24 protein-coding genes are annotated in these 24,399 nt (G+C 73.7%); 17 read left to right on the top strand and 7 right to left on the bottom strand.

Going from position 1 to position 24,399, the window contains the following annotated elements; all coding sequences use genetic code 11:
• Positions 1–156 precede the first annotated feature (156 nt).
• From AKI01S_RS26040 to AKI01S_RS26015, 6 genes are all read left to right on the top strand, one after another.
• Positions 157–1,563 (top strand): hypothetical protein, encoded by a 1,407-nt coding sequence (locus AKI01S_RS26040; RefSeq protein WP_157420143.1) that lies wholly within the window; start codon positions 157–159, stop codon positions 1,561–1,563.
• A 63-nt stretch (positions 1,564–1,626) separates the two neighbouring features.
• Positions 1,627–2,343, top strand: a complete 717-nt coding sequence (locus AKI01S_RS26035; RefSeq protein ID WP_067823404.1) for a response regulator transcription factor — start codon at positions 1,627–1,629, stop codon at positions 2,341–2,343.
• Positions 2,343–3,737 (top strand): sensor histidine kinase, encoded by a 1,395-nt coding sequence (locus tag AKI01S_RS26030; RefSeq protein WP_067823402.1) that lies wholly within the window; start codon positions 2,343–2,345, stop codon positions 3,735–3,737. The genes AKI01S_RS26035 and AKI01S_RS26030 overlap by 1 nt, the downstream gene beginning before the upstream one ends.
• 90 nt (positions 3,738–3,827) lie before the next feature.
• Positions 3,828–5,102, top strand: coding sequence for a bifunctional glycosyltransferase family 2/GtrA family protein (locus AKI01S_RS26025; RefSeq protein ID WP_067823399.1), 1,275 nt, complete (start codon positions 3,828–3,830; stop codon positions 5,100–5,102).
• Positions 5,099–7,081: a glycosyltransferase family 39 protein gene (locus AKI01S_RS26020; RefSeq protein ID WP_067823455.1), complete on the top strand. Its 1,983-nt coding sequence runs from the start codon at positions 5,099–5,101 to the stop codon at positions 7,079–7,081. The genes AKI01S_RS26025 and AKI01S_RS26020 overlap by 4 nt, the downstream gene beginning before the upstream one ends.
• 16 nt (positions 7,082–7,097) lie before the next feature.
• Positions 7,098–9,032, top strand: a complete 1,935-nt coding sequence (locus AKI01S_RS26015; RefSeq protein ID WP_067823396.1) for an ArnT family glycosyltransferase — start codon at positions 7,098–7,100, stop codon at positions 9,030–9,032.
• A gap of 128 nt (positions 9,033–9,160) precedes the next feature.
• Here AKI01S_RS26015 and AKI01S_RS26010 read toward each other — a convergent pair whose 3' ends face one another.
• Positions 9,161–10,135 (bottom strand): helix-turn-helix transcriptional regulator, encoded by a 975-nt coding sequence (locus tag AKI01S_RS26010; protein WP_067823393.1) that lies wholly within the window; start codon positions 10,133–10,135, stop codon positions 9,161–9,163.
• Positions 10,136–10,244: 109 nt separating this feature from the next.
• Between AKI01S_RS26010 and AKI01S_RS26005 the strand changes: the two genes are divergently transcribed.
• Positions 10,245–10,640 (top strand): RidA family protein, encoded by a 396-nt coding sequence (locus tag AKI01S_RS26005; RefSeq protein WP_067823390.1) that lies wholly within the window; start codon positions 10,245–10,247, stop codon positions 10,638–10,640.
• 84 nt (positions 10,641–10,724) lie between these two features.
• Entirely contained in the window at positions 10,725–11,201 is a 477-nt protein-coding gene (locus AKI01S_RS26000) for a DUF488 domain-containing protein (RefSeq protein WP_245681781.1), read from the top strand.
• A gap of 140 nt (positions 11,202–11,341) precedes the next feature.
• Here the strand turns inward: AKI01S_RS26000 and AKI01S_RS25995 are convergent, their stop codons facing one another.
• Together AKI01S_RS25995 and AKI01S_RS25990 are read right to left on the bottom strand one after the other, a co-directional pair.
• On the bottom strand, positions 11,342–11,620 hold the full coding sequence (locus AKI01S_RS25995) for a hypothetical protein (RefSeq protein WP_067823385.1): 279 nt from the start codon (positions 11,618–11,620) through the stop codon (positions 11,342–11,344).
• A 111-nt stretch (positions 11,621–11,731) separates the two neighbouring features.
• The gene (locus tag AKI01S_RS25990) at positions 11,732–12,937 is read right to left on the bottom strand and encodes an MFS transporter (RefSeq protein ID WP_067823382.1); all 1,206 of its coding nucleotides are present in this window, start codon (positions 12,935–12,937) and stop codon (positions 11,732–11,734) included.
• Between the two features lie 71 nt (positions 12,938–13,008).
• On the opposite strand from AKI01S_RS25990, the gene AKI01S_RS25985 reads away from it, so the two are divergent.
• A complete protein-coding gene (locus AKI01S_RS25985; RefSeq protein WP_084000257.1) occupies positions 13,009–15,819 on the top strand; it encodes an AfsR/SARP family transcriptional regulator in 2,811 nt (936 codons plus the stop codon).
• Here AKI01S_RS25985 and AKI01S_RS25980 read toward each other — a convergent pair.
• Positions 15,791–16,435 (bottom strand): dihydrofolate reductase family protein, encoded by a 645-nt coding sequence (locus AKI01S_RS25980; protein ID WP_067823377.1) that lies wholly within the window; start codon positions 16,433–16,435, stop codon positions 15,791–15,793. The genes AKI01S_RS25985 and AKI01S_RS25980 overlap by 29 nt on opposite strands.
• A 185-nt stretch (positions 16,436–16,620) precedes the next feature.
• Here AKI01S_RS25980 and AKI01S_RS25975 point away from each other — a divergent pair, with 185 nt between their 5' ends.
• From AKI01S_RS25975 to AKI01S_RS25960, 4 genes are read left to right on the top strand one after another with little or no spacing between them, the layout of a single operon-like run.
• On the top strand, positions 16,621–16,989 hold the full coding sequence (locus AKI01S_RS25975) for a YciI family protein (RefSeq protein WP_067823374.1): 369 nt from the start codon (positions 16,621–16,623) through the stop codon (positions 16,987–16,989).
• A gap of 7 nt (positions 16,990–16,996) precedes the next feature.
• Entirely contained in the window at positions 16,997–17,335 is a 339-nt protein-coding gene (locus AKI01S_RS25970; RefSeq protein WP_067823371.1) for a YciI family protein, read from the top strand.
• Positions 17,332–18,576, top strand: coding sequence for an RNA polymerase sigma factor (locus tag AKI01S_RS25965; RefSeq protein ID WP_084000255.1), 1,245 nt, complete (start codon positions 17,332–17,334; stop codon positions 18,574–18,576). Before AKI01S_RS25970 ends, AKI01S_RS25965 begins: the two co-directional genes overlap by 4 nt.
• A 56-nt stretch (positions 18,577–18,632) precedes the next feature.
• Entirely contained in the window at positions 18,633–19,418 is a 786-nt protein-coding gene (locus AKI01S_RS25960) for a phosphotransferase (protein ID WP_067823368.1), read from the top strand.
• Between the two features lie 107 nt (positions 19,419–19,525).
• Here the strand turns inward: AKI01S_RS25960 and AKI01S_RS25955 are convergent, their stop codons facing one another.
• Together AKI01S_RS25955 and AKI01S_RS25950 are read right to left on the bottom strand one after the other, a co-directional pair.
• Positions 19,526–19,954 (bottom strand): hypothetical protein, encoded by a 429-nt coding sequence (locus tag AKI01S_RS25955; RefSeq protein ID WP_067823448.1) that lies wholly within the window; start codon positions 19,952–19,954, stop codon positions 19,526–19,528.
• Positions 19,955–20,007: 53 nt separating this feature from the next.
• Positions 20,008–20,376 carry a nuclear transport factor 2 family protein gene (locus tag AKI01S_RS25950; protein ID WP_067823365.1) on the bottom strand — a complete coding sequence of 123 codons (369 nt, stop codon included), beginning with the start codon at positions 20,374–20,376 and terminating at the stop codon, positions 20,008–20,010.
• 246 nt (positions 20,377–20,622) lie between these two features.
• Between AKI01S_RS25950 and AKI01S_RS25945 the strand changes: the two genes are divergently transcribed.
• Positions 20,623–21,114, top strand: a complete 492-nt coding sequence (locus tag AKI01S_RS25945) for a WapI family immunity protein (protein ID WP_067823362.1) — start codon at positions 20,623–20,625, stop codon at positions 21,112–21,114.
• Between the two features lie 102 nt (positions 21,115–21,216).
• Here AKI01S_RS25945 and AKI01S_RS25940 read toward each other — a convergent pair whose 3' ends face one another.
• Complete coding sequence (locus AKI01S_RS25940; RefSeq protein WP_067823359.1) at positions 21,217–21,687, bottom strand: anthrone oxygenase family protein; 471 nt, start codon at positions 21,685–21,687, stop codon at positions 21,217–21,219.
• A gap of 140 nt (positions 21,688–21,827) precedes the next feature.
• Here AKI01S_RS25940 and AKI01S_RS25935 point away from each other — a divergent pair, with 140 nt between their 5' ends.
• From AKI01S_RS25935 to AKI01S_RS25925, 3 genes are all read left to right on the top strand, one after another.
• Complete coding sequence (locus AKI01S_RS25935) at positions 21,828–22,451, top strand: TetR/AcrR family transcriptional regulator (RefSeq protein ID WP_245681777.1); 624 nt, start codon at positions 21,828–21,830, stop codon at positions 22,449–22,451.
• Positions 22,452–22,553: 102 nt separating this feature from the next.
• Positions 22,554–24,053, top strand: a complete 1,500-nt coding sequence (locus AKI01S_RS25930; RefSeq protein WP_169814016.1) for a serine/threonine-protein kinase — start codon at positions 22,554–22,556, stop codon at positions 24,051–24,053.
• Positions 24,054–24,087: 34 nt separating this feature from the next.
• On the top strand, positions 24,088–24,387 hold the full coding sequence (locus AKI01S_RS25925) for a 4a-hydroxytetrahydrobiopterin dehydratase (protein ID WP_067823351.1): 300 nt from the start codon (positions 24,088–24,090) through the stop codon (positions 24,385–24,387).
• Positions 24,388–24,399: the final 12 nt, after the last annotated feature.

The raw sequence follows: 24,399 nt of genomic DNA, 5'->3' as shown, positions 1-24,399 counted from the left end.
CCTGCCCGACCTGCCCGACCTGCGGAAAGTAAGCGCGTACGTCCGGGAGGTGACGGAGATCCCCTTCTCGCGAAGGAGGTCGTTCCGGACGATCGGCGGTTATGGTGACGTCAGGACGCAGACCTGACTGGGGGCGTGGCCGTGGACGAGCGGGCCGTGGACGATCGGGTGGAGCCGGCCGAACGGTCCGGGCCGGCCGCGAGGCTGGACCAGGCCGCGGCCGAGCGGATCGAGGAGATCTGGAACGGGCTGGCGCCCACCGCCGCGGTGGCCGCCCGGCAGGCCGCCGTGCTCACCGAGCCGCTGCGGCAGGTCGGCCGGGACGCCGCCGCGGTGGCCGCCGAACGCGTCGTGGAGCAGCTGGTCCGCACCGGCGCGATGAGCGTGGTCGAGCGCGCCGCCCGCGAAGCGGCGGTGCAGATCGCCTCGGCGGCCGCCGACAAGGCGGTCTCGGAGGCGCGGGCCGCCGCCGAGGCCAACGCCGTCACCGGCACGGCGCTGAGCGTCACCACCACCGCCATGGAGATCGCCGGGCAGGCCGCGCAGCATCCGATGGCCTCGCAGGCCGTGCAGGCCGCCGCCCGCATGGCGGCCCGCAACCCCTTCGCCCGCGCCGCCACCGCCACCGCGTTCGACGTGGCCGGCCGCACCGTGTCCGCGCCGATCGTGCAGGCCGCCACCCGCGTCGTGGTGGACGTCACGCTGGACACGGTCACCGACATCGCCGTCGAGGTCGCCCTCGACGTGGGCCGCGACATCATCGTGGACGTCGTGCGGCAGGTCGCCAGGGAGGCGGCCCGGGACGTGGCGTCCACCGTGCGGGGCCGCGCCGCCGACGCCGCCGCGCTCGCCGAGGTCCACCCGGTGACCGCCGCCGCGGCCGACCTCGCCGCCCAGGCCGCCCGCAGCGACACCGCCCGGCAGGCGGGCGGGCTGCTGGCCGACCTGATCAGCGGCGTGGCGGGCAGCGCCGTGGCCCGCACCACCGTGGACCTGGCGTCGCGGGCCGCCGCCCGCGCCACCGTCACGGTCATCGAGACGGTGATGGCCGAGCTGATGCGCGAGGCGCTGAAGCTGGCGATGCGGGACACGCTGCGCGACCTGATGCTCGACGTCGCCCGGGACGTGGTCGTGGAGACCGTGCGGACCTCCTGGTCGGCGGCGACCCGCCCGCTGCCGCCCGAGCGGGCCGCCTCCCGCCCCGGACTGTCCCTGGGCGACCTGGTGGAACGCGCCGCCCGTGCCACCGCGACGCTGGTGACCGCCACCCCCGCCGCGACCGGCGCGCCGAACTCGGCCACCGGGATCGCCGTGCGGGCCACCGGCCGCACCGCCCCGCGCGCCGTCCCCAAGATCGCGGTGAGCGCGCTGCGGAACGCCTCCCGCTACCGGGTCTGGACCCGCCGCACCCGGCTGGAGGCCCCGCCCGCGCTGCCCGCCGCGATCCTCACCACGGTCACCCGGGCCGCCGGGGGCGCGACCACGGCGGTGGTGCGGACCTCGGCGAGCACGGCCGCGCGGCCCGTCCCGCACCGGGAACCGCCGGTCGAGCGCGCTTCATGAGAGATCGATGAGAATCCAGGCCGCGCGTCCGAACCCGGCGTCGCCGCTGGTTACGGTGGGTGCATGGAGCCTGGAGCCGCGGCGGACGCACGCATTCTGGTCGTGGACGACGAACCGGCCGTCCGCGAGTCGCTGACGCGCAGCCTGGAGTTCGAGGGGTACCGGGTCGGCACGGCCGCCGACGGGGTCGCCGCGCTCGACGCGGTCGCCGCCGAACGCCCCGACCTGGTCGTCCTGGACGTGCTGATGCCCCGCATGGACGGGCTGACCGCGTGTCGCCGTCTGCGCGCCCGGGGCGTGACGACCCCGGTGCTGATGCTCACCGCCCGCGACATGGTCGGCGACCGGGTCACCGGCCTGGACGCCGGGGCCGACGACTACCTGGTCAAACCGTTCGAGCTGGACGAGCTGCTGGCGCGGGTGCGGGCGCTGCTGCGCCGCTCCACCATGAACGCCGGGCAGGGCCCGGCGTCGGACGCGCTGGCGTTCGAGGACCTGCGGATGGACACCGTCACCCGCGAGGTGACCCGCGCCGGGAAGCCGCTGGAGCTGACCCGCACCGAGTACATGCTGCTGGAGATGTTCCTCAGCCATCCCCGGCAGGTGCTGACGCGCGAGCAGATCCTGGAGACGGTGTGGGGCTTCGACTTCGAGCCCGCCTCCAACTCCCTGGACGTGTACGTGATGTACCTGCGGCGCAAGACCGAGGCGGGCGGCCTGCCCCGGCTCGTGCACACCGTGCGCGGCGTCGGGTACGTCCTGCGGAGCGCGGCGTCCTGATGGGCGGGCTGCGACGGCTGACGCTGCGGGCGCGGCTGGCCATGCTGGTGGCGGTGGCCGTCGCGGTGGGCGTCGCCATCTGCTCGGGCGCCTCCTGGTACCTCACCCGCGACCGGCTCTACGAGCAGCTCGACCGGACGCTGGCATCGTCTCCGCGACCGCCCAACGGGCATGTGGGCAAGAGCCTGCGGAACTGCTCGCAGACCCCCGTGCTGGACGGCCGGGCGCCGTTCGGACTGATCCAGTTGGTGAGACCGGACGGCACTCCCTGCGCCGTCGAGGGTGTGCAGATGCTGCGGGTGGATCCGCAGGACGTCGCGGTCGCCAGGGGAGAGATCACGGAGGTCGCGCACGACGGGACCACCACGGACGGCACGCGGGTGCGGGTGCTGACCCGCCCGGTGTTCTTCGGCCCGCCCGGCGTCGGAGGGCCGACGGTCGCCGCGTGGTCGGTGGCGTTGCCGCTCAACCAGGTCGAGGACCCGTTGGACACCCTGGCGCTGCTGCTGGTGGCGGTGACGGCGGTCGGGGTGCTGGGCGCGGCGGCGATCGGCCTGGTGGTGGCGCGGGCCGGGCTGCGGCCGGTGGACGAGCTGACCGGGGCGGTCGAGCACATCGCGCGCACCGAGGACCTGGCGGTGCGGATCCCCGACGAGGGCTCCGACGAGCTGGCGCGGCTCGGCCGGTCGTTCAACGCCATGACCGCCGCGCTGGCGGCCTCCCGGGAACGCCAGCAGCAGCTCATCGCCGACGCCGGGCACGAGCTGCGCACCCCGCTGACCAGCCTGCGCACCAACATCGACCTGCTGCTGCGGTCGGAGGAGACCGGGCGGGAGCTGCCGCCCGGCCAGCGGCACCGCATGCTCACCAGCGTCAAGGCGCAGATGCTGGAGCTGTCCAGCCTGGTCGGCGACCTGCTGGAGCTGGCCCGCCCCGACGAACGCGAACCGGCGCGCGAGCGGGTCGCGCTGCACGAGACCGTCGAACGCGCCGTCGAACGCGCCCGCCTGCGCGGCCCCGGCCTGCGCGTCGAGGCCGACACGACCCCCTGGTACGTGCTGGGCGACCCCGGCCAGCTGGAACGCGCCGTGGTGAACCTGCTGGACAACGCCGTGAAGTTCAGCCCGCCCGACGGCACGGTGGAGGTGCGGCTCAAGGACGGGGAGCTGACCGTGCGCGACCAGGGCCCCGGCATCCCCGCCGACGAGCTGCCGCACGTGTTCGAACGGTTCTGGCGGTCGCCGTCGGCGCGCAGCCTGCCCGGTTCGGGGCTGGGGTTGTCGATCGTCGCGCGGGTCGTGGCCGAGGCCGGGGGACGGGTGACGCTGGAGCCCGCCGACGGCGGCGGGACCCTGGCGCGGATGCGGCTGCCGGGCGGCCCCGCGCTCGACTGATCCGGCCCGCCCACCCCAACGATCTTGATTCTCATCCGGCGTTAATCGAGCCCTCAGGGCACTCCCACCCCGGCTCGCGACGGTGGTCGCATGAATCACCCGATCACCGAACGGGACGCCCCGGCCGGTCCGCCGCCGACGACCTCCGGGGTCGGCGCGCGCAACCGTCTCGTCGAGGTCGTCGTTCCCGTCTTCAACGAGGAGCACGTCCTGGAGGCCAGCGTGCGGCGGCTGCACGCCTACCTGTCGGGCACGTTCCCGTATCCGTTCCGCATCACCGTGGCCGACAACGCCAGCACCGACCGCACCTGGCGGGTCGCCGAGCGGTTGGCGTCCGAGCTGCCGCACGTGCGGGCCGTCCACCTGGACCGCAAGGGGCGCGGGCGCGCCCTGCGGCAGGTCTGGGGCGACAGCGACGCGCACGTGGTCGCCTACATGGACGTCGACCTGTCCACCGATCTGGACGCGTTCCTCCCGCTGGTCGCGCCGCTGATCTCCGGGCACAGCGACCTGGCGATCGGCAGCCGCCTGACGCGCGGCTCGGCGGTGGTGCGCGGCCCCAGGCGGGAGGCGATCTCCCGTGCCTACAACCTGCTGCTGAGAACGGCGCTGGCGGCGCGGTTCAGCGACGCCCAGTGCGGTTTCAAGGCGGGCCGCACCGAGATCGTCCAGGCGCTGCTGCCGCAGGTGGAGGACCAGGAGTGGTTCTTCGACACCGAGCTGCTGCTGCTCGCCGAACGCAACGGGCTGCGCATCCACGAGGTGCCGGTCGACTGGGTCGACGACCCCGACAGCCGCGTGGACGTGCTGCGCACCGCGCTGGACGACCTGCGCGGCATGGCGCGGGTGGGGCGGCGGATGCTGACCGGCGCGTTCGGCGCGCCCGTGCGCGGCCGGTCCCGTCCCGAACTGCCCACCGGCATGGCGCGGCAGCTGCCGGTCTTCGCCGTCATCGGCGTCATCAGCACGGTCGCGCAGCTGGTGCTGTTCGTGCTGCTGCGGACGGTGATGGGGCCGCTGTGGGCCAACGCCGTGTCGCTGGTGGTCACCGCGGTCGGCAACACCGCCGCCAACCGGCGCTTCACGTTCGGGGTGACCGGGACGCGGGGGGCGTTCCGGCACCAGGTCGAGGGCGGGCTGGCGTTCCTGATCGGCCTGGCGCTCAGCACCGGCGGGCTGGCCCTGCTGCACGCCCTGGCCCCCGGCTCCTCCCGGGCCGTGGAGCTGCTCGCGCTGGTCACCGCCAACGGCCTGGCCACGCTGGTCCGCTTCCTGCTGATGCGGGCGTGGATCTTCCACCCGCGGCGGCTGCGCCGCGCGACCGCCGCGACGACCGCGACCGAGACGGGGGAACCGACCCGATGACCGCCCAGACGATCACCACCGGACGGGCGGCGGCCCCGCCCGTTCCCGATCCGGCCCGCCCCCGGTGGGCGGGGCCCGCCCTCGCGGGCGTGCTGCTGCTGGCACTCCTGCTGTACGCCTGGGGGCTGTCGGCCAACGGCGACGCCAACGCCTACTACTCGGCGGCGGTCAAGAGCGCGACGCAGAGCTGGAAGGCGTTCTTCTTCGGGTCGCTGGACGCCGGGTCGTTCATCACCGTGGACAAGCCGCCGATGGCGCTGTGGCTGATGGCCCTGTCGGCGCGGGTCTTCGGGTTCAACACCTGGAGCGTGCTGCTGCCGCAGGCGCTGGCCGGGGTCGCGGCCGTGGCGCTGTTGCACGCCACGGTGCGGCGGGGGTTCGGCGAGGCCGCCGGGCTGGTCGCGGCGCTGGCGCTGGCGCTCACCCCGATCACCGTGGCGATCAACCGCGACAACAACCCCGACACGCTGCTGGTGCTGCTGCTGGTCGCGGCGGCCTGGGCGACCCAGCGCGCGGTGGCGACCGGGCGGCTGCGGCCGCTGCTGCTGGCGGCGTTCCTGGTGGGGTGCGGCTTCAACACCAAGATGCTCCAGGCGTTCCTGGTGCTGCCCGCCCTGGCGCTGGTCTACCTGCTGGCGGCGCGCCCGTCGCTGCCGCGCCGCATCGGGCACCTGCTGGCCGCCGGTGTGACGCTAGCGGTGTCGAGCTTCTGGTGGATGCTCGTCGTCGACCTGATCCCGGCCGGTCAGCGGCCCTACGTCGGCGGCAGTACCGACAACAGCGTGTGGGACCTGGTCATCGGCTACAACGGCCTGGGCCGGATCCTCGGTCAGGGCGGCGGCGGACCCGGCGGGGGCCGCGGCGGCGCGAGCTTCGGCGGCGCGTCGGGCGCGGGCCGGTTGTTCAACGACATCATGGGCGGCCAGATCTCGTGGCTGCTGCCGTTCGCGGTGATCGCGCTGGTGGCCGGGCTGGTCCTGGTGGCCCGGCGGGGCCGCACCGATCCGAAGTTGGCCGCGCTGGTGCTGTGGGGCGGCTGGCTGGCGGTGCACTACGCGGTGTTCAGCTTCGCCCAGGGCACCTTCCACCCCTACTACTCCACCGCGATGGCCCCGGCGATCGCGGCGTTGACCGGCGCGGGCGCGGTGCTGCTGTTCGGCGCCTACCGAAGGTCGGCCCGGTGGGCGTGGGTGCTGCCGTCGGCGGTGGCCGTGACGGGCGCGTGGGCGTTCGTGCTGCTGAGCCGGACGCCGTCGTGGAACCCGTGGCTGCGCTGGGTGGTCGTGGCGTGCACCGTGCTGGCGGTGGCGAACCTGGCGGCGGCCCGCCTCACCCGCCGCGCGGGGCTGCCGGTGATGGTCGCCGGCCTGGTCATGGCGCTGCTGGCCGCGCTGTCGGGGCCGGCCGCGTACGCGGTGTCGGCGGCGTCCTCCCGGGTGAACGGCACCAACCCGCTGGCGGGCCCGACCACGGGCCGGGGCTTCGGTCCGGGCGGTGGCGGCCAGGGCCGGATGGTCGGCCGCGACGGCTCGGCGGAGGTGATGCCGCGCTTCCCGGGCGGCCAGGCGCCTCCCGGCGGTATGCGCGACGGGGAGGGCCGGCGCTTCGGCGGCCCCGGCGGGCAGCTCGACCAGAAGATGATCTCCTACCTGGAGAAGAACCGGGGCTCGGCGCGGTGGCTGGTCGCGGTCTCCAGCGCACAGCAGGCGTCCTCGCTGATCCTGCGGACCGGTGAGCCCGTGATCGCCATGGGCGGCTTCACCGGCGGTGATCCGGCGATGACCGTCGCCAAGCTCCAGCGGTACGTCGAGCGGGGCGAGCTCCGCCACGTCCTCGTCAACGGCCAGGGCGGCGGCTTCGGGCCCGACCGCGGGAACTCCGAGGTGACCGCGTGGGTGCAGCAGCACGGCACCCTCGTGTCCGCCGGCGAGTACGGCGGCACCTCCGACAGCGGCGCCCAGCTGTACCGGCTGAGCTGAACGGGGGAGTGGACCAATGATCGTCACCGTGAGGCGACGGCGCCCGGCCCTGCTGGTACTCCTGGCGGCGACCGCCGTGCTGTACCTGTGGGACCTGGGCGCGTCCGGGTGGGCCAACCCGTTCTACTCGGCCGCCGTGCAGGCGGGGGCCACGAGCTGGAAGGCGTTCTTCTTCGGTTCCTCCGACGCGGCCAACGCCATCACCGTCGACAAGACCCCGGCCTCGCTGTGGCCGATGGCGCTGACCGCCCGGATCTTCGGGGTGGGTTCCTGGAGCATCCTGGTGCCGCAGGCGCTGATGGGCGTGGCGTCCGTCGCGACCCTCTACGCGGCCGTGCGGCGGTCTCTGGGCCGCACCCCCGCCAGCACCGGCCCGGCCCTGCTGGCCGGGGCGGCGCTGGCGGTGACGCCGGTCGCGGCGCTGATGTTCCGGTTCAACAACCCGGACGCGCTGCTGGTGCTGATGCTGACGCTGGCCGCCTACGCGTTGGTGCGGGCCCAGGAGCACGGCGCGACGCGGTGGCTGGTGCTGTGCGGCGCGTTCGTCGGGCTGGGGTTCCTGGCCAAGATGATGCAGGCGTTCCTGGTGGTGCCGGTGTTCGCGCTGGTCTACCTGGCGACGGCCCCGGTGCCGCTGCTCCGCCGCCTGGGGCAGCTGCTGGCGGCGGGCGCGGCGATGCTGGTCGCCGGAGGCTGGTGGGTGGCGATCGTCGCCCTGGTGCCGGGGAGCGCGCGTCCCTACATCGGCGGTTCCCAGAACAACAGCGTCCTCGAACTGGCCCTCGGCTACAACGGGCTGGGGCGCCTGAACGGCGACGAGGTCGGCGGGCTGGGCAACCTCGACCAGGACGCCGGGTGGGCCCGGATGTTCGGCGCGGCCAACGGCGGCCAGATCTCCTGGCTGCTGCCCGCCGCGCTGGTCCTGCTGGTGGCCGGGCTGTGGGCGACCCGCCGGGCCGCCCGCACCGACGCCCTGCGCGCCGGGCTGCTGACGTGGGGCGGCTGGCTGCTGTTCACCGCCGCCGTGTTCAGCCTGATGCGGGGCATCTACCACGAGTACTACACCGTGGCGCTCGCCCCGGCGGTGGCCGCGACGGTCGGGCTCGGCACGGCCTCTTTGTGGGAACGCCGCCGCGGCGTCCCCGCGGTGGCGGTGCTGGCCGCGACCGTCGCGGTGACCGCGCTGTGGGCGTTCGTCCTGCTGGGCCGCACCCCTGACTGGAACCCGTGGCTGCGGCCCGCGGTCCTGATCGGCGGTGTCGGAGCGGCGGCGGTGCTCGTCTCGGTCCACTACCTGAGACTGCCGGGACGGGCCGCGGCGGTGTCGGCCGTCGTGGCGGCGGGGGTGGCACTGGCGGCCCCCACCGCCTACGCCGTCGACACGGTGCGCACCCCGCACACCGGGGCGATCGTGACGGCGGGTCCCCGCACCTCCTCCGGCCCCGGCCGCTTCGGCGGCCCGCGCGACGGCACGGCCGCCCGCGCCGACGGAAGACCGCCCGCCGGTCGTTTCGCGCCTCCTCCGGGAGGTGACGGCATGCGGGACTCCCGCGGTTTCCGGGGCCAGGGCGGGCGCGGACCGGGCGGCCTGCTGAACGCGACCACCCCCGGCGCCGAGGTGACCAAGGCGCTGAAGGAGAACGCCGGCGCCTACACGTGGATCGCCGCGACGGTCGGCTCCAACAACGCCGCCGGATACCAGCTGGCCACCGGCCTGCCGGTGATGGCGGTCGGCGGTTTCAACGGCACCGACCCCGCACCGACGCTGGAGCGGTTCAAGGAGCTGGTGCGGGCCGGGCGCGTGCACTACTTCATCGCGGGCGGCGACAACGCCGCGCGCCGCGCCACCAGCGGCAGCGACGCCGCCCAGAAGATCAGCGAGTGGGTGGCCGCGACGTTCCCCACCCGCACGGTCGGCGGGGTGACCCTTCATGACCTGACCCAGGGCTGAACACGGCGGTCGGCGGCGTCGATCCCCCATCCTCCCCTCCCCGCTCTTCAAGGCGGGCCTCCGCTACGCCCCCCAGGGCATGCCGGACACGCTTGGCACCCGGCGTTGTGCGGCGATCGCGACAGCTCTCAGGATGGGGCTCCGTAGCAGGTGGCCATCGCGGCGGCGCGGTCGCGCAGGGAGGCGCGCAGCGACTGTGGGGCCAGGGCTTCCGCGTCCGCGCCGAGCTGCCACAGCGCCCATTCGGCGTGTCGTGAATCCTGGAAGCTCACCTCCAGCCGCAGCCAGCCGTCCGCGTCGGGTTCCTCGGCGTGGACGGCCAGCGCGGTGCCCACCAGCTCCTCCCGTCGCGCCGGGTTCACGCGTGCCAGCACGGTGATCTGGTCGCCGCCCGTCCGGAACCGCGTGCTGCGTTCCTGCCAGGCCCGGTCCAGGTCGACCCGGTCCGGTCGCTGTGCGGGTTCGGCGAGCTCCTCGGCGGCCAGGATCCGGGACAGCCGGTAGGTGCGGTCCGCGCCGGACCTCGTGGCCAGCAGGTAGCCCTGGTCGCGTACGGTGACCAGGCCGATCGGGTCCACCGTGCGCCACTTCGGGGTCTGGTCCGTGGCCGCGTAGCGGATGCGGAGCCGGTGTCCGGCGAGCACCGCGCGCCGGACCTCGGCCACGATCGCGTCGGACACGTCCTCGGTGACCATCCGGCGTGCGAGCAGATCGATCTCGGGATCGATGAGCAGTCGCCGGGCGGCGTCGGCCGCGGTGTTCCGGTAGCCGTCGGGCAGCGCGTCGACCACCTTGAGCATGGCCGAGGCGAGCGCCGAGCCGAGACCGAACGCCTGCGCGCCGCGCCGCGACCCGGCGATCAGCAGGGCGAGGGCCTCGTCCTGGTTCAGGCCGGTGAGCTCGGTCCGGAAGCCGGGCAGCAACGCGAACCCGCCGTGCCGGCCGCGTTCGGCGTAGACCGGGACACCGGCCGCGGACAGCGCCTCGATGTCGCGCAGCACGGTGCGGGTGGAGACCTCCAGCTCGCGGGCCAGCGCGGATGCCGACATCTGACCGTGCTGGCGCAGCAGCAGCACCAGCGATACCAACCGGTCGGCGCGCATGCGGGAACGCTACAGGAATACATGACACAGGATGTCGTGATTTGCCGAGAGGCTTATCACCACGGCGTCAGGGACGTCCGTACTCCCCATGAATCGAATGGAGCCAATGATGCAGCGAACGACGGTCAACCCGGTGACGTGGTCGGTGGAGATGGGATTCAACCAGGGCGAGGTCGTCTCCGGGCACACCCGGACCCTGTACTGCTCCGGGCAGACCGCGATGAGCAGCGACGGCAAGCCCCAGCACGCCGACGACATGGCGGCGCAGCTGGCGCTGAGCCTCGACAACCTGGAGGCCGTTCTCGGCGAGGCCGGCATGTCCCTGGAGAACCTCGTCCGGCTCAACGTCTACACCACCGACGTCGATCTGCTCTTCCAGCACTACGGCGTGCTGGCGTCGCGGCTGGGCGCCGCCAAGGTGGCGCCGACCACCACGATGCTCGGGGTGACACGGCTGGCGATCCCCACCCTGATGGTCGAACTCGAGGGAATCGCCGTCGCGTGACGCGACCTCGCCGCCTCCGGCAGGGCTGCCGGAGGCGGCGCCAACGGCAGGCCAATGGCAGGCAGGTGATCTCCGGTGCTCAGAATGGTGACGATCGGCGTCTATGGCTTCGACGGCGACTCCTTCCTGCAACGACTACGGCACGCGGACGTCCGCGTGCTGCTCGACGTACGTCAGCGCCGCGGCGTCCGCGGTCCCGAGTACGCCTGGGCGAACTCACTCCGGCTACAGGCGGCCCTCGCCCAAGCCCGGATCGCCTACGAGCACCACCCCGAACTCGCCCCGACCACCGAGTTGCGCCGGCTCCAGTACGCCGAGGACGACTGCCAAGGGGTCGGCAAGCGCTCACGCCGCGAGCTCGCCGCCGAGTACACCCGCCGCTACACCACCGAGATCCTCGACAGAGCCGACCTCACGTCCCTCGCGTCGGCCCTGCCGAACAGCGGAACCGCAGCGCTGTTCTGCGTCGAACGCGACCCGGAAGCCTGCCACCGCTCGCTGATCGCCCAGCGCCTGACCGAACGACACCACATCACGATCGAGCACCTGCGCCCGTTGTGACGGACGAGTTGAAGGCCAGGCGGTTTTCCTGTGGTCCGGCCGCGCCTCCCTTGCCCGGGGGCAAGGGAGGCGTTCATCTTGCTATCGGCCCGACTCCGGATGTACCGACCCGGCATCGTCACCGACGGTTCTTTCCGTGGTCAGTTCGTTGGGCTGGTGGCGAGCGGGCGCGCTGTGAAGGTCGGCCGGACCCAGCCACGTTGTGAGAGCTCTCCGGAGAGTGTCTGGTTCTGGACGCTCGCCGGTGCGGGTGACCCAGGCGACAGCTGGTGAACGCGGCCGTTCCCGAGGTCGAGATCCGGCATCCGCCCGCCGAGAAGGTCGTCCGTCCCCTCCGTCGGATACCTGATGTCGGTCGCGGTGATCTCATCGGTCAGACGCAGCCGTACCTCGTCGATGCCGATGAGATCGCCCAGCACCCCGCGCAGGGCGGGGTTTGGTCGCCCACCCGCCAGAGTGCGGTCTGGGCGCGGGTGTTCCACAGGACGCGGGCGGCGGCCGGAACACGGGGTGGGTCGGGAGCCGTCCGGTCACCTCCGAGACGCCTCCGCGAGTGGGACGGTCCGGCGGGCCGTCCCCAGGTTGACCAGCAGTCCGACCATGCTGATCGCCGCGGCGGCCAGGCCGAGGCGGGCGGGTGCCAGCCCGCCCTGCGCCAGGCCGCCGAGCCCGCCGCCGACCGCGACCCCGACGTAGATCGCCGAGTTGTTCAGCCCGAGCAGCACCGCCGACGCGGCCGGTGCCCGTTCCACCAGGCGGCTCTGCTGCGGGACGATCGGCGGGGAGACGCACACTCCCCACAACACCGCCCACACGGTCGCCGCCGCCAGATCGGTGATGATCAGCGGGCTGACGGCCAGCAGCACGGCGGCGGCGCCGAGCCCGGCGGACACGACCGTCCGGGGCGGGTGGCGGTCGGCGAGCCGCCCGGCCATCGCGTTGCCCGCCATGTTGCCGACGCCCCAGGCCAGCAGGACCACGGTCAGCCGCGTGGCCGAGCCGCCGGTGGCGCCCTTCAGCGCGGGCCCGATGTAGGTGTAGAGCAGGTGGGTGCCGGCCAGCGCCAGCACGGTGACGGCGAGCATGCCGAACGCCCAGGGCTCGCGCAGCGGGGCCAGGCGTGCGCGCAGCCCGTCGGACGGCAGCGAGATCGGCGGCAGGGCCACCGCGACGCCCGCCGCCGCGACCACGCCGAGCGCGGCCACGGCCCACAGGGTCAGCCGCCAGTCGGCGCCGCCGATCAGGGTGCCCGCGGGCAGCCCGAACGCGATGGCCAGCGTGAGCCCGCCCATGACGAAGGCCAGCGCCCGGCCCCGCCGTTCCGGCGAGGCGATCTCGGCGGCGGCGCTGAACGCCGCCGCGCCGATCAGCCCGGCCCCGGCCGCCGTGACGATCCGGGCCGCCATCACGGTCCCGTACGTCGGGCCGAGCGCGGTCGCGGCGTTGCCCACGACGAAGATCGCCAGTGCCAGCAGCAGGGCGCCGCGCCGGTCCATCGCGCTGGTCACCGCGCCCAGGATCGGCGCCGACACCGCGAACGCCAGCGCGAAGCCCGTGACGAGCTGACCGGCGGCCGCGACGCCGACCCCGAGGTCGGCGGCGATCTGCGGAAGCAGCCCGGCGATGACGAAACCGTCGGTGCCCACCGCGAAGAGAGCGGTCGACAGCGGCAGCAGCCGCCGGAGGAGTGTCCTGTCCGATGTTCCCGTCCTTGGGTCGGGTGATGTGCCCGGCAAGCGTCACCGTCGGCGGTTTCCACCCGATTTCCCGCCGCTTTCCGGCCTTTCCCGGGCGGTAGCCTGGGCGCGTGCGATTCGGGGTGCTCGGTCCGCTGACGGTGGACACGACCGACGGCACACCGGTCGCGGTGCCGCGGGCCGACGTTCGGGAGCTGCTGGCCGTCCTGCTGGCGCACGAGGGTTTCCCGGTCCCGGTCGAACGCCTGATCGCCGACCTGTGGCCGGAGACGCTCCCGGCGAACCCGGTGAACGCGCTGCGGATCCGGGTGTCCCGGCTGAGACGGCTCCTGGAGGACGCCGAGCCCGGAGGACGCGCGCTGGTCGGGCACGACCCGGCCGGTCACCGATTGTGCGTGCCGGGGGAGCGCTCGCTGGGGGAGCGCTCGCTGGGGGAGTCGCTCGACACCGGTCGCTTCCATGCGCTGCTCGGCAGGGCCAAGAGCGCCGCGGATCCGTGGACCCGCGCGGGGCTGCTGTCGGACGCGTTGGCGCTGTGGCGCGGCCCGGCGTTCGCCGGTTTCCAGGACGCGCCCTTCGCGCGTCCGACCGTCCAGCGGCTGACCCAGCGGCGGATCGCGGCCGTCGAGGACCTGGCCGAGACGCGGCTCGACCTCGGCGAGCACGAGACGGTGGCCGCCGACCTGGCCGAATGGGAGCAGCGGCACCCGGAACGCGAACGGCTCCGGGCCCTGCGGATGCGCGCCCTGTACCGCGCCGGACGGCCGGGGGAGGCGCTGGCGGTCTACGACCGGTACCGCCGCTGGCTGGCCGACGACCAGGGCCTCGATCCGGGACCCGAGCTGGCCGCGCTTCAGCGGGCGGTCCTGTCCGCCGACCCGGCGCTGGATCCGCCTCCGGCCCGTCCCCGCACGAACCTGCCCGCGCCCCTCACCGAGCTGATCGGCCGGGACGCCGCGCTCGCCCGCGTGCTCGCCGCCCTGGACACCGCCCGCCTGGTCACGCTGACCGGGCCCGGCGGCGTGGGCAAGACCCGCCTGGCGCTGGCCGCCGCGGCACGGCCGGACCCCGCCTTCCCCGACGGTGTGTGGCTCGTCGAGCTGGCGGGCCTGTCCGGTGCCGACGCGGTCGCCGAGGCCGTGATGGCGGTGCTCGGCCTCCGGGAGAACACCATGCTGGGGCCGGTCCCGGCGGGCGAGCCGATGGACCACGTCGACCGGCTCGCCGCGTTCCTGCGCGGCAGGCGGATGCTGCTGTTGGACGACTGTGAGCATGTGGCCGCACCGGTGGCCGAGCTGGTCGCGGCGGTGCTGCGCGCGGCGCCGGGCGTCCGGGTCCTGGTGACCGGCCGCGAGCCGCTCGGAGTGCCCGGCGAGGTGCTGCTGCCCGTCGCGCCGCTGGAACCGCCCGAGCCCGGGGCCGACGAGCGGCGGGTCCGCGAGTCCAGCGCGGTGCGCTTGTTCTGCGCCCGCGCGGCGGACGCCGATCCCGCGTTCGCGCTCGACGCGTCGAATGCCAGGGCCGTCGCCGAGCTGGTGCGCGGCCTGGACGGTCTGCCGCTCGCGCTGGAGCTGGCCGCCGCCAGGGTGCGGGCGCCGGGCGTCCACGAGCTCGCCGCCCGGCTCGACGACCGGTTCAGCCTGCTGGCGGCCGGGAACCGGGGCGCGCCCGCCCGGCAGCGGACGCTCAACGCCCTCCTCGACTGGAGCTGGGAGCTGCTGACCGATCCCGAACGGACCGTGCTGCGCCGCCTGGCCGTCCTGGACGGCGGCCCGCTCGCGGCGGCCGAGGCCGTCTGCGCGGGCGCGGGCATCGCCGGGGGCGAGGTCGCCGCCGTCCTGGCGCGGCTGGTCGACCGGTCGATGGTCGCCGTGGCGGGCGACCGGCGCTACCGGCTGCTGGAGACCGTCGGCGTCTACGCCATGGCACGGCTCACCGAGGCCGGCGAGGTGGAGGCCACGCGCCGCAGGCACCGCGCCTACCATCTGGCGCTGGTGACGGACGGCCTGCCCGGACTGTTCGGCCCGGAACAGGCCGCCCACCTCAGACGCCTCGACGCCGAACACCGCAACCTGCACTGCGCCCTGGAGGACGCCGTCCGCCACGGCGACGCCGAGGACGCACTGCTGCTCGTCGACGGCCTGGCCTGGTCGCTGCTGCTGCGCGGTCGCGTCCGGCAGGCCGCCCGCTGGACCGACCGCGCCCTCGGCGTTCCCGGGGACGCCCTGCCCGCCCTCCGGGCACGCGTGCACTGCTGGCAGGTCGGCATCGCCGCGCTGCTGGACGTCGAGCACGACGTGGTGGCCCGCGCCCGCACGGCGCTGGCGCGGTTCCGGGACGCCGACGACCCGCTGGGCCTGGCCATGGCGCGGTGGTTCCTGGCCTACGTGCTGCTGCACACCGGCCATCTGGACGCCAGCGAGGAACTCGCGGCCGGTGCGGCGGACGGCTTCCGCGCGCGGGGGCATACCTGGGGCATCGCCGTCACGACCGCCCTGCGCGCCAACCACGCCCTCGCCCGGGACGACCTGGACACCGTCGCGGACGCCTCCGAACAGGCCCTGGCCCTCTTCCGTTCCCTCGGTGACCGGGGCGGCGAGTTGCTGACCGTCCACCCGCGCGCCGCGCTCGCCGAGGTGCGCGGCGACCACGGCGAGGCCGAACGGCTGCACCGCGAGGGCCTGGCGCTGGCCGAGGACCTCGGCATGTGGGCGGAGCGCCTGTCCGGACTGGGCCGGATCGCACTGCTCCGCGGTGACCTCGGCGCGGCACGCGAGCTGTACGAGCGCGCACGCCGGATCGCCGCCGAGCACGGCTTCCGGCCCGGCGAGATCCACGCCGAATTCGGCCTGCGACAGATCACCCGCCGCACCCACGCGCAAGCGGCGGGGGTCATCGCCTCCAGAACAGGAGGTGAGTGACGCCGCTGGGGCTCGGTACCGCCTCCAGGTGGAAGCGGTCCAGCAGGTCGTCAGGGCTTTCCCACAGCCGTTCGCCTCGGCCGAGGTCGACGGGCGCGACGGCGATGTGCATCGTGTCGACCAGGTCGGCATCGAGGAACCCGCGGATGGTGGCGACCCCTCCGCCGAGGCGCACGTCCCGGCCGTCGGCGGCCTGCTTCGCGCGTGCCAGTGCCTCGGCCGGTGTCGCGTTGAGGAAGTGGAAGGTGGTGTCGGCCAGGGTGAAGGACGGGCGTTCGTGGTGGGTGAGCACGAAGACCGGCGTGTGGAACGGCGGGTTGTCCCCCCACCACCCTTGCCACTCGTGGTTCTCCCAGGGGCCGCGCTGGGGGCCGAACTTGTTGCGACCCATGATCTCCGCCCCTATGTCGCGGGTGTGGTCGCGGGTCATGAGGTCGTCCAGGCCGCGAGTGCCGCCGGGGTCGGTCCGGTTCACCCAGCTCGCGGTGGCGCCCGCCCAGGACCAGAGCGGGGCGGGGTCCGCGTGGCCGAAGGGCCGCTCCAGGCTCTGCCCCTCACCGGCGCCGAACCCGTCCCGCGACACGTTGAAGCAGTGCACCCTCAACAGCTGCGACATGCATCCTCCTTGGGAAGCTGACAAGCGACTTCTGTGACGGGACGCCCAGGCCGGGCGCCCCTTCGGGAGGGAGTCGGAACAGCGGGGGGATTCTTGCGGTCCGGCACCGCAAGAACGCGGCACCGGCAACGACCCCAGGGTGAACGGCGCCGCAGGGGCGCCGCCCGACCATCGAAGGAAACGACGTGCAGTTCCTGTTGATCATGTATGGCAACCCGCGGATCTGGGACGCGCTGACCGAGGACGAGCGCCACGAGGTGATGAGCGGCCACGGCGCGTTCATGGAGACCGTCACCGGGACCGGGGAGATGATCGGCACCGTCGCGCTGGCCGACCCGTCGCAGAGCGCCGTGGTCAGGGTCCGGGGCGGCGTCCCGGCGGTGACGGACGGGCCCTACCTGGAGTCCAAGGAGTATCTCGGCGGCTACTACCTGGTGGAATGCGACAGCAGAGAGCGGGCCCTGGAGTTGGCCGCGCTCATTCCCGACGCCGGTGTCGAGGGCCTGGGCGTCGAGGTGCGGCCGGTGGTCTTCGCCAGCACGGCCGACGGCTGAGCACGCGATGAAGTTCCTGCTGAACCTCTACCTGAACGCGGCGGACCTGCCGGGGGAAGGGCCGGACCACGAGGAGTTCCTGGGCGCCGCCGCGCGAACAGGGGAACTGATCAGCGGTCACGCGTTCGCCGATCCGTCCATCAGCGCCGTCGTCCGGGTTCGGGACGGCGTGGTGGCGGTGAGCGAGGGCCCGTACCCGCGGGCATCGGACCATGTCGCCGTCCAGTACCTCGTCGACTGCGAAAGCCGGGAACGCGCCCTGGAGCTGGCCGCGCTGATACCGAGCGGTCGGGCCGGCGGCGTGGAGGTGCGGCCGGTGATGGACTCGGCCGGGATGGAGATGTGAGCGGGAGCGAACGCTTCGGGGACCTGCTGCGCGCACTGGCGCCGCAGGTCCTCGGCATGCTGCTGCGCCGGTACGGCGGGTTCGAGGAATGCGAGGACGCGGTCCAGGAGGCGCTGCTCGCCGCGACGGTGCAATGGCCCGCCGACGGCGTTCCGGAGAACCCGCGGGCCTGGCTGGTCACCGTCGCCTCCCGCCGCCTGGTCGACCAGGTGCGCGGTGAACAGGCGCGCCGTCGGCGGGAGGTCACCGCGGCGGTACGGGAGGCACCGGACGCCGATCTCGCACCGGCGCCCGGCGACGAGAATCCGGCAGATCGGGACGACACGCTCACGTTGCTGTTCCTGTGCGGTCATCCGGCGCTGACGCCCGCCTCCCAGGTGGCGCTCACGCTGCGCGCCGTCGGCGGGCTCACCACCGCCGAGGTGGCTCGGGCGTTCCTCGTGCCGGAGGCCACCATGGCGCCGCGGATCAGCCGCGCCAAGCAACGGATCAAAGCCGTCGGCGCGTCGTTCGCGACGCCGACCGCCCAGGAGTGGGCCGAACGGCTGGACGCCGTCCTGCACGTGCTCTACCTGATCTTCAACGAGGGCTACACCGCCAGCTCCGGCCCCGACCTGCACCGCGCCGAGCTCACCACGGAGGCGATCCGGCTCACCCGCATGGTGCACCGGTCCCTGCCGGACGACGGCGAGGTGGCGGGGCTTCTGGCGCTGATGCTGCTGACCGACGCCCGCCGCGCCGCCCGCACCGGCCCGGACGGCGCCCTCGTGCCGCTGGCCGAGCAGGACCGGAACCGCTGGGACGCCGCCATGATCCACGAGGGCGCCGCGCTGGTCACCGCCGCCATGTCCGCCTCGCCCCTGGGTCCCTACCAGCTTCAGGCGGCGATCGCCGCGCTGCACGTCCAGGCGCCGCGGGCCGAGGACACCGACTGGGAACAGATCCGCGTTCTGTACGGGATCCTCGGCCGGATCGCGCCGAACCCGATGGTCACCCTCAACCACGCCGTCGCGGTCGCGATGACCCGGGGGCCGCAGGCCGGACTCGAACTGCTGGAAAGCCTGGACGGCGACCCCCGGATGGCCCGCCACCACCGCCTCCACGCCGTCCGCGCCCACCTTCAGGAACTGGCCGGAGAGTACGCCGCCGCACGGGAGAACTACCGGCTGGCGGCCCGGCGCACCACGAGCCTCCCCGAACAGCGCTACCTGCGGGACAGGGCGGGCGAGCTGGACCGATGACGGGGGGCCGGAAAAACCGGATGCGTTCACCGGCGGGCGCGGGTTACAACACCCCCATGGCCGACAGGCGAGAGCAGAAGCTGCCCGGCGGCAGGCACGTGGGCGGCGTCCGGATCGGTGACACCGTCCATCGTCCGGCGAACCCGTGGACGCCCGCCGTGCACGCCGTGCTGCACCATCTGGAACAAGCCGGTTTCCAGGGCGCACCTCGCGTCCTGGGCTTCGACGAGCAGGGCCGCGAGGTCCTCAGCTGGCTGCACGGCGCCACCATCGGAGAGCAGCACCCCTGGCCCTCCTGGCCGCACACCGACGACGCGCTGCGGCAGGTCGGCGCCTGGATGCGTCGGCTGCACGACACCACGGCCGACTTCGTGCCACCCCGCGACGCGCGCTGGTTCATCGACCGGCCCTGGCGCCCGGGACTGGTCATCGGTCACCAGGACGCCTCGCCCTACAACGTGGTGTGGGACGGCTCCGGCGCCCTGGTCGGCTTCGTCGACTGGGACACCGCGGGCCCCGCGACGCGGGAACTCGACCTGGCCTACACGGTGCTGACCTGGGTGCCGCTGGTCGCCCGCAGGGTCGCCGAGTTCCAGGGCTTCACCGCCTTCGAGGACCGGTCACGGCGCCTGCACCTCCTGCTGGACGCCTACGGCTACGACGGCGACCGGACGGTCCTGCGCGCGGCGCTCCTCGACCGGATCCGGCGGCAGGCGGCCGTCCAGCGCGCCATGGCCGACGACGGCCATCCCCATATGCGGTCCTTCGCCGAGGACCTGGATCAGGCCGCAGTGGAGATCAGCGCGCTGCCTGCGTCGTTCTGGCAGCCCTCGACGTCCTAGGGTCCCGGTGCCGGGAGAGGGCGCGCGGCTTCGGCTGCGAAGCCTGGAAACGGCGAAGCGGCTCGGCCCCGGTCTCGGGGCCGAGCCGCTGTGGCCCGTGCCATCGGTCAGTCGGCGCGGCGGATCGCGATGAACTGGGCGGCGGCGAACGCGCCCACCGTCCCCGCCTGCATGACGGCCCAGGTCGCACCGACGGCGTTCAGGTCGAGCCAGCCGGTGGCGACGGCGACGACGCTCAGCACGCTCCACAGCACGTTCATCTCGATCACGGCGTGGACGGCCAGGCGGGGAGCGCGGGCGGGCATCGAGAGCGCCGCCACGGCGATCGCGAAGACGACCAGGAAGGCGCCCAGGCCGCGGCCGACCGCGGCGTCCAGGCCGAGCAGGCGCTCCAGCGGGCCGGCCAGCGCCAGGTAGGCCAGGCCGTTGGCGCCGGTGACGACGGCGTCCACGCGCAGGGCCAGCTTGAGGAAGCGGCGTCCGTCGGCGAACAGGCTCGGGGTGGTAGCGGTCTCGGGGGCGGTGCGAACGGCCATGGTCATGGTTCCTTTCGAGGGGATGGTTCGAGGGAGGGGAGGGGGAGGGGGCGTCAGGCTCCGGCGGGGACCTTGTCGAGGAAGCCGTGGACCTCGCCGATCCGGCCGTCGGCGCCGAGCACCACGACGTCGAAACCGATGACGATCGGGTCCGCGCCCGCCGGGCCCAGGTGCCAGGTGAAGCGGGCGACGTCGTGGTGGGCGTCCACCGGGCCGCCGAGGGTGAACTCCAGCCCGGCGAACTGGCCCTGGACGGCGGCGATGGTGGCGTCCAGGTCGTCGCGGCCGTGCACGTCCACCAGCGGGTCGGTGTAGCCGACACCCTCGCTGAAGACCTCGGCGATGCGGTCCCGGCGGGCGGCCGGGTCGGTCTCGTTCCAGGCGGCGATGTAGCCGTCGACCAGCGCGTTCATGTCGTTCATCTCTTGCTCCCGGTGTCGTTCCTGCCGATGACCACAAAGCTACGGAGATGCCGACGACGGGGAATCAGTCGTCCTTAGGTACTTCTGGCGCCCTCTTTAGGCGTGCTGCTACCGAGACAGGGGTCGTTTCCTGGCTGAGGCCACGCGTTCCATGCCCTCACGTCTGGGTACGGCCCGTCCTCGGGTGCTTGTCTGCCCAGCTCAGCGGATCCCTTCGGGAGAGCCGACCCCATCTAGGATCAGTGGATGCGCATCACAGGAAGAGACGGTGTCGTCTTCGAGCTCCGCCCGGTGGAGTGGCAGTTCCCGGCGGGGACCGGTTACTGGGACGACCTGTGGCTGATCGTTGAAGGACGCGTCGACCTCGGCGAACGTTCCTGGTCCTTCCGTGATCCCGCTCTGACGATCACCAATGCCCGCTGGCTGGCCTACTGGCTGCGTCAGGTGGCCGCGGGGCAGGTCGCGCCGATCGACGCCCAGGACACGGTGGGGCACGGGCGGCGTGGAATCATTTTCAGCGAGCCCGCGCTGTCGTTCACGCTCCTTGAGCGCCGACAGGGTGAGGCGACCGTTCGCGCCCACTTCTACGCCGAGGCCGCGCCCCCCTGGCTCGACGCCGGCGGCGGAGCGTCCGTGGGGCTGGACGTCGACTTCGTCCTCGACCTCGACCAGCTGACCAGGGCCGCCGACGAATGGACCCGCGACCTCGACGAACTGCCCCCACGGCAACAGCCCTGAGAAGAGGCCGGCGTGACGACCATCCAGGAGCGGATGGAGACGCGCCCCCTCACCGTCCCTGTGCCTGAGGGACGCCTCGCGCCCGCGACCGGTCCCGTCGGATCAGTGGTCGCTTCCTCGGAACGAACGCATGACCAGCGTGATGATGAGCAGGAACGCCACGAGTGCGGTGACCGTGCGCACGATGTTGAAGTTCTCCCACCGCTGGAGGATCGCGGCGTGGTCGGGCGGGGGCGTGGTGACCGCCCATACCTTGATCTTCTGGTTGATCGGGACGTTGCCGAACCGGGTGACCAGGAACGACACCACCGCCAGCCCGCAGGCCGCACCGGCCAGCAGGCGCGGTGCGCCGCGCGTCAGCACCGCCAGGACGAGCGAGCTCAGCACGGCCAGGGCCATGGCCGTCTGCATGACGGGGCCGTTCATCTGCATCAGCGCCGAATGGAAGGTCAGGCGCACGTCCAGCGGGACCGCGTTGAAGGTGGTGGCGACGTTGGTCGCACCGTACCCGAACGCTCCCGCCAGCAGGCCGGTGGACAGCAGCGCCAGTCCGGCGACGAGCCGGGTCTTCATGGGGGGCTCCTCCGTGGTTGCGCGCGTCTCCCGCGCGGCCGGGGCCGCATCGGAGATCACTGGTTCAGGACACGGCCGGGGGTCCCGCCGTTATCTCCGACACGGCGTCAAAGTTAGCGATGATTGCTAATCTTGACAACATGTCCGAGATGGCGGTTCCCCGGCGCAGGCGGCGCCGTGCCGACGCCGACCGGAGCGCGGCCGCCGTCCTCCAGGCGGCCCAGCGGCTCCTGGCCGCCGAGCCCCACGCGAGCATCGAGGACATCGCCACCGCGGCCGGAGTCAGCCGCCAGACCGTCTACGCCCACTTCGCGAACAGGGACGCGCTGGTCAGCGCCGTGATCGACGCCATCACGGCCGAAACCGTCGCCGAGATGGACGCCGTGCCGCTGGACCAGGGAACCGCCGCCGAGGCCCTGCTGCGGCTGCTCAACGCAAGCTGGGGCTCCTTCCAGCGCTACACGCGACTGTTGAGCACCGCGACGGCGACCCCCGAGGAGGACCACTCTCGGCATCACGCGGTGAACGACCGTCTTCACCAGGTGCTCACCCGAGGACAACAGGCCGGAGAGTTCACCCGTGACCTGTCCGCGCCCTGGCTCGCCACGGCTGTCATCTCACTCGGCCACGCCGCGGCGGAGGCCGTGACCACCGACCGGATGACCTTCGCCGAAGCCACCGGCGCCCTCGCCCAGAGCATGCTGCGGCTGTGCGGTGTCGAGCCGTCGAGGATCCCCGAACTCGTGGACCGGGCCGTCGGCTGACGGCATCCGCGCATGCGCGGGCGCGGCGGGCGGAACGCCCCGCTACCCGCTGCCCGGTGGGAGACCTTAGGCTGCCGCCGGGAACGCGGTGAAGGGGTGACGGTGGCGAAGCAGCCGGAGACGATCGGTCCCTACGAGGTGTTGCGCCTGCTCGGTTCGGGCGGGATGGGCTCGGTCCACCTGGCGTTGGACGGGGAGGGCCGCACGGTCGCGGTCAAGGTGCTGCATCCCCACATCGCGGCGGAGTCCCGCGGGCTGGAACGCATGGAACGCGAGGTGGCGGCCATGCGGCAGGTCCGCCACCCGAACGTCGCCGAGATCGTCGACGCCGATCTCACCGGCGAGACCCCCTACCTGGTCACCCGGTACGTGCAGGGCCTGTCGCTGCACCGCGTCGTCGAGGAGCGGGGGCCGCTGGAGGGGGAGGCGCTGCGCGCGGTGGCGCGGGGGCTGGCCGAGGCGTTGCGGGCCGTGCACGCGGCGGGCGTCGTCCACCGGGACCTGACGCCGCGCAACGTGATGATGACCGACGGCCGCCCCGTCCTGATCGACCTGGGGCTCGCGGTCGCGCCGGAGGCCACGCGCATGACCCAGGGGGTGATCGGAACGCCCGGGTACATCGCTCCGGAGGTCTTCGACGGGCAGCGTCCCGGCCCGGCCGCCGACGTCTTCGCCTGGGGCGCGACGGTCGCGTTCGCCGCGACCGGGCGGCACTGCTTCCACGGCGCCACGACGCTGGAGGTCTTCAACCGGGTGCTGAACGGGGAACCCGACCTGGACGGCGTCCCCGCCGACCTGCTCGGGACCGTGACGGCGGCCCTGGCCAAGAACCCCGCCGAGCGGCCGCGGGCCGACACGCTGACCGGCGACGCCGCACCGACCCCACCACCAGCCCCACCACTGGCCCCGCCACCGGCCGCGCCGCCGCCTCGGCCCGCCGCGCCGTTGGAGCCGTTGCGGGCGCGGTTCCGGGAGACCATGCAACGCGATGACGCCGACGGCGCGGTGGCCGCCGCGACGGAACTGTGGCGCGCGGCCGTGGCGACCGAGGACCGCGCCGAGATCGCCGAGGGGCTGCGCGCCCTGGGCGAGGCGCTGGTGGCCAAGGACGACCACCACAACGCCTGGGCCAACTTCGAGCAGGGCCGCGCCCTGGCCGCCGAGGTCGGCCGCCGTCCCACCGAGGGCTGGTGCCTGTACGGCCTGGGCGTCTGCGCGGCCGCCTACAAGGACCACGCCCGCGCCGACCACGCCCTCCGGCACGCCATCACGATCGCCCTGGAGACCGGCGACCCGACGCTGGAGTCGTCGTGCGTGTTCGAGCTGGCGGTCATGGCCGAGAGCCGCCGTGACTTCCCGCAGGCCGAGTGGATGTACGACCGGCTGCGCCGGCTGTCGGCGGTGACCGGCAGGACCGAGGACCTGGCGCACGCGCTGCACGGGCTCGGGACCTGCGCGGTCGAGCAGCGCCGGCACGAGCGCGCCGAGGCGTTCCTGACGGAGGCGCTGCGCGTCGCCGAGGGGCTCGGCGACGCCGAGCTCCAGCACTGGATCGTCGACGACCTGCTCCGGGCCAGGCCGGGACGGCGGCACGGTGGGTAGGGAACGGAGCGAACCGAACACGGGGAGGACGACGATGACCGCACTGCTCGACGACGCCGCCATCACCGAACGCCTGGGCGGGCTGAACGGCTGGAGCCGGGAGGGCGACGAGATCCGCAGGGCGTTCGGGGCGCCCTCGTTCATGGCCGGGATCGACCTGGTCAACGCCGTGGCGCGGGCCGCCGAGGACGCCGACCACCACCCCGACATCGACATCCGCTGGACGACGGTCGCCTTCGCGCTGTCCACGCACAGCGCCGGGGGACTGACCGGCAAGGACTTCGACCTGGCCGCGACGATCGACCGGCTGGCCGCCGAGCACGGCGCGAAGTGACGCGGGAGGGGT

It is taken from the genome of Actinomadura kijaniata NBRC 14229 (assembly GCF_001552175.1).
GTDB lineage: Bacteria > Actinomycetota > Actinomycetes > Streptosporangiales > Streptosporangiaceae > Spirillospora > Spirillospora kijaniata.
The sequence above is the reverse complement of the archived record's forward strand: the minus strand, read 5'-3'. Positions and strand labels throughout refer to the sequence as shown.

Bases quoted from the DNA above. Each gene is read 5' to 3' on its own strand.
- AKI01S_RS26035 (WP_067823404.1), top strand. From the start codon at position 1,627: ATGGAGCCTGGAGCCGCGGCGGACGCACGCATTCTGGTCGTGGACGAC.
- AKI01S_RS26030 (WP_067823402.1), top strand. From the start codon at position 2,343: ATGGGCGGGCTGCGACGGCTGACGCTGCGGGCGCGGCTGGCCATGCTG.
- AKI01S_RS26025 (WP_067823399.1), top strand. From the start codon at position 3,828: ATGAATCACCCGATCACCGAACGGGACGCCCCGGCCGGTCCGCCGCCG.
- AKI01S_RS26020 (WP_067823455.1), top strand. From the start codon at position 5,099: ATGACCGCCCAGACGATCACCACCGGACGGGCGGCGGCCCCGCCCGTT.
- AKI01S_RS26015 (WP_067823396.1), top strand. From the start codon at position 7,098: ATGATCGTCACCGTGAGGCGACGGCGCCCGGCCCTGCTGGTACTCCTG.
- AKI01S_RS26010 (WP_067823393.1), bottom strand. From the start codon at position 10,135: ATGCGCGCCGACCGGTTGGTATCGCTGGTGCTGCTGCTGCGCCAGCAC.
- AKI01S_RS26005 (WP_067823390.1), top strand. From the start codon at position 10,245: ATGCAGCGAACGACGGTCAACCCGGTGACGTGGTCGGTGGAGATGGGA.
- AKI01S_RS26000 (WP_245681781.1), top strand. From the start codon at position 10,725: ATGGTGACGATCGGCGTCTATGGCTTCGACGGCGACTCCTTCCTGCAA.
- AKI01S_RS25980 (WP_067823377.1), bottom strand. From the start codon at position 16,435: ATGTCGCAGCTGTTGAGGGTGCACTGCTTCAACGTGTCGCGGGACGGG.
- AKI01S_RS25970 (WP_067823371.1), top strand. From the start codon at position 16,997: ATGAAGTTCCTGCTGAACCTCTACCTGAACGCGGCGGACCTGCCGGGG.
- AKI01S_RS25960 (WP_067823368.1), top strand. From the start codon at position 18,633: ATGGCCGACAGGCGAGAGCAGAAGCTGCCCGGCGGCAGGCACGTGGGC.
- AKI01S_RS25955 (WP_067823448.1), bottom strand. From the start codon at position 19,954: ATGGCCGTTCGCACCGCCCCCGAGACCGCTACCACCCCGAGCCTGTTC.
- AKI01S_RS25950 (WP_067823365.1), bottom strand. From the start codon at position 20,376: ATGAACGACATGAACGCGCTGGTCGACGGCTACATCGCCGCCTGGAAC.
- AKI01S_RS25945 (WP_067823362.1), top strand. From the start codon at position 20,623: ATGCGCATCACAGGAAGAGACGGTGTCGTCTTCGAGCTCCGCCCGGTG.
- AKI01S_RS25940 (WP_067823359.1), bottom strand. From the start codon at position 21,687: ATGAAGACCCGGCTCGTCGCCGGACTGGCGCTGCTGTCCACCGGCCTG.
- AKI01S_RS25935 (WP_245681777.1), top strand. From the start codon at position 21,828: ATGTCCGAGATGGCGGTTCCCCGGCGCAGGCGGCGCCGTGCCGACGCC.
- AKI01S_RS25925 (WP_067823351.1), top strand. From the start codon at position 24,088: ATGACCGCACTGCTCGACGACGCCGCCATCACCGAACGCCTGGGCGGG.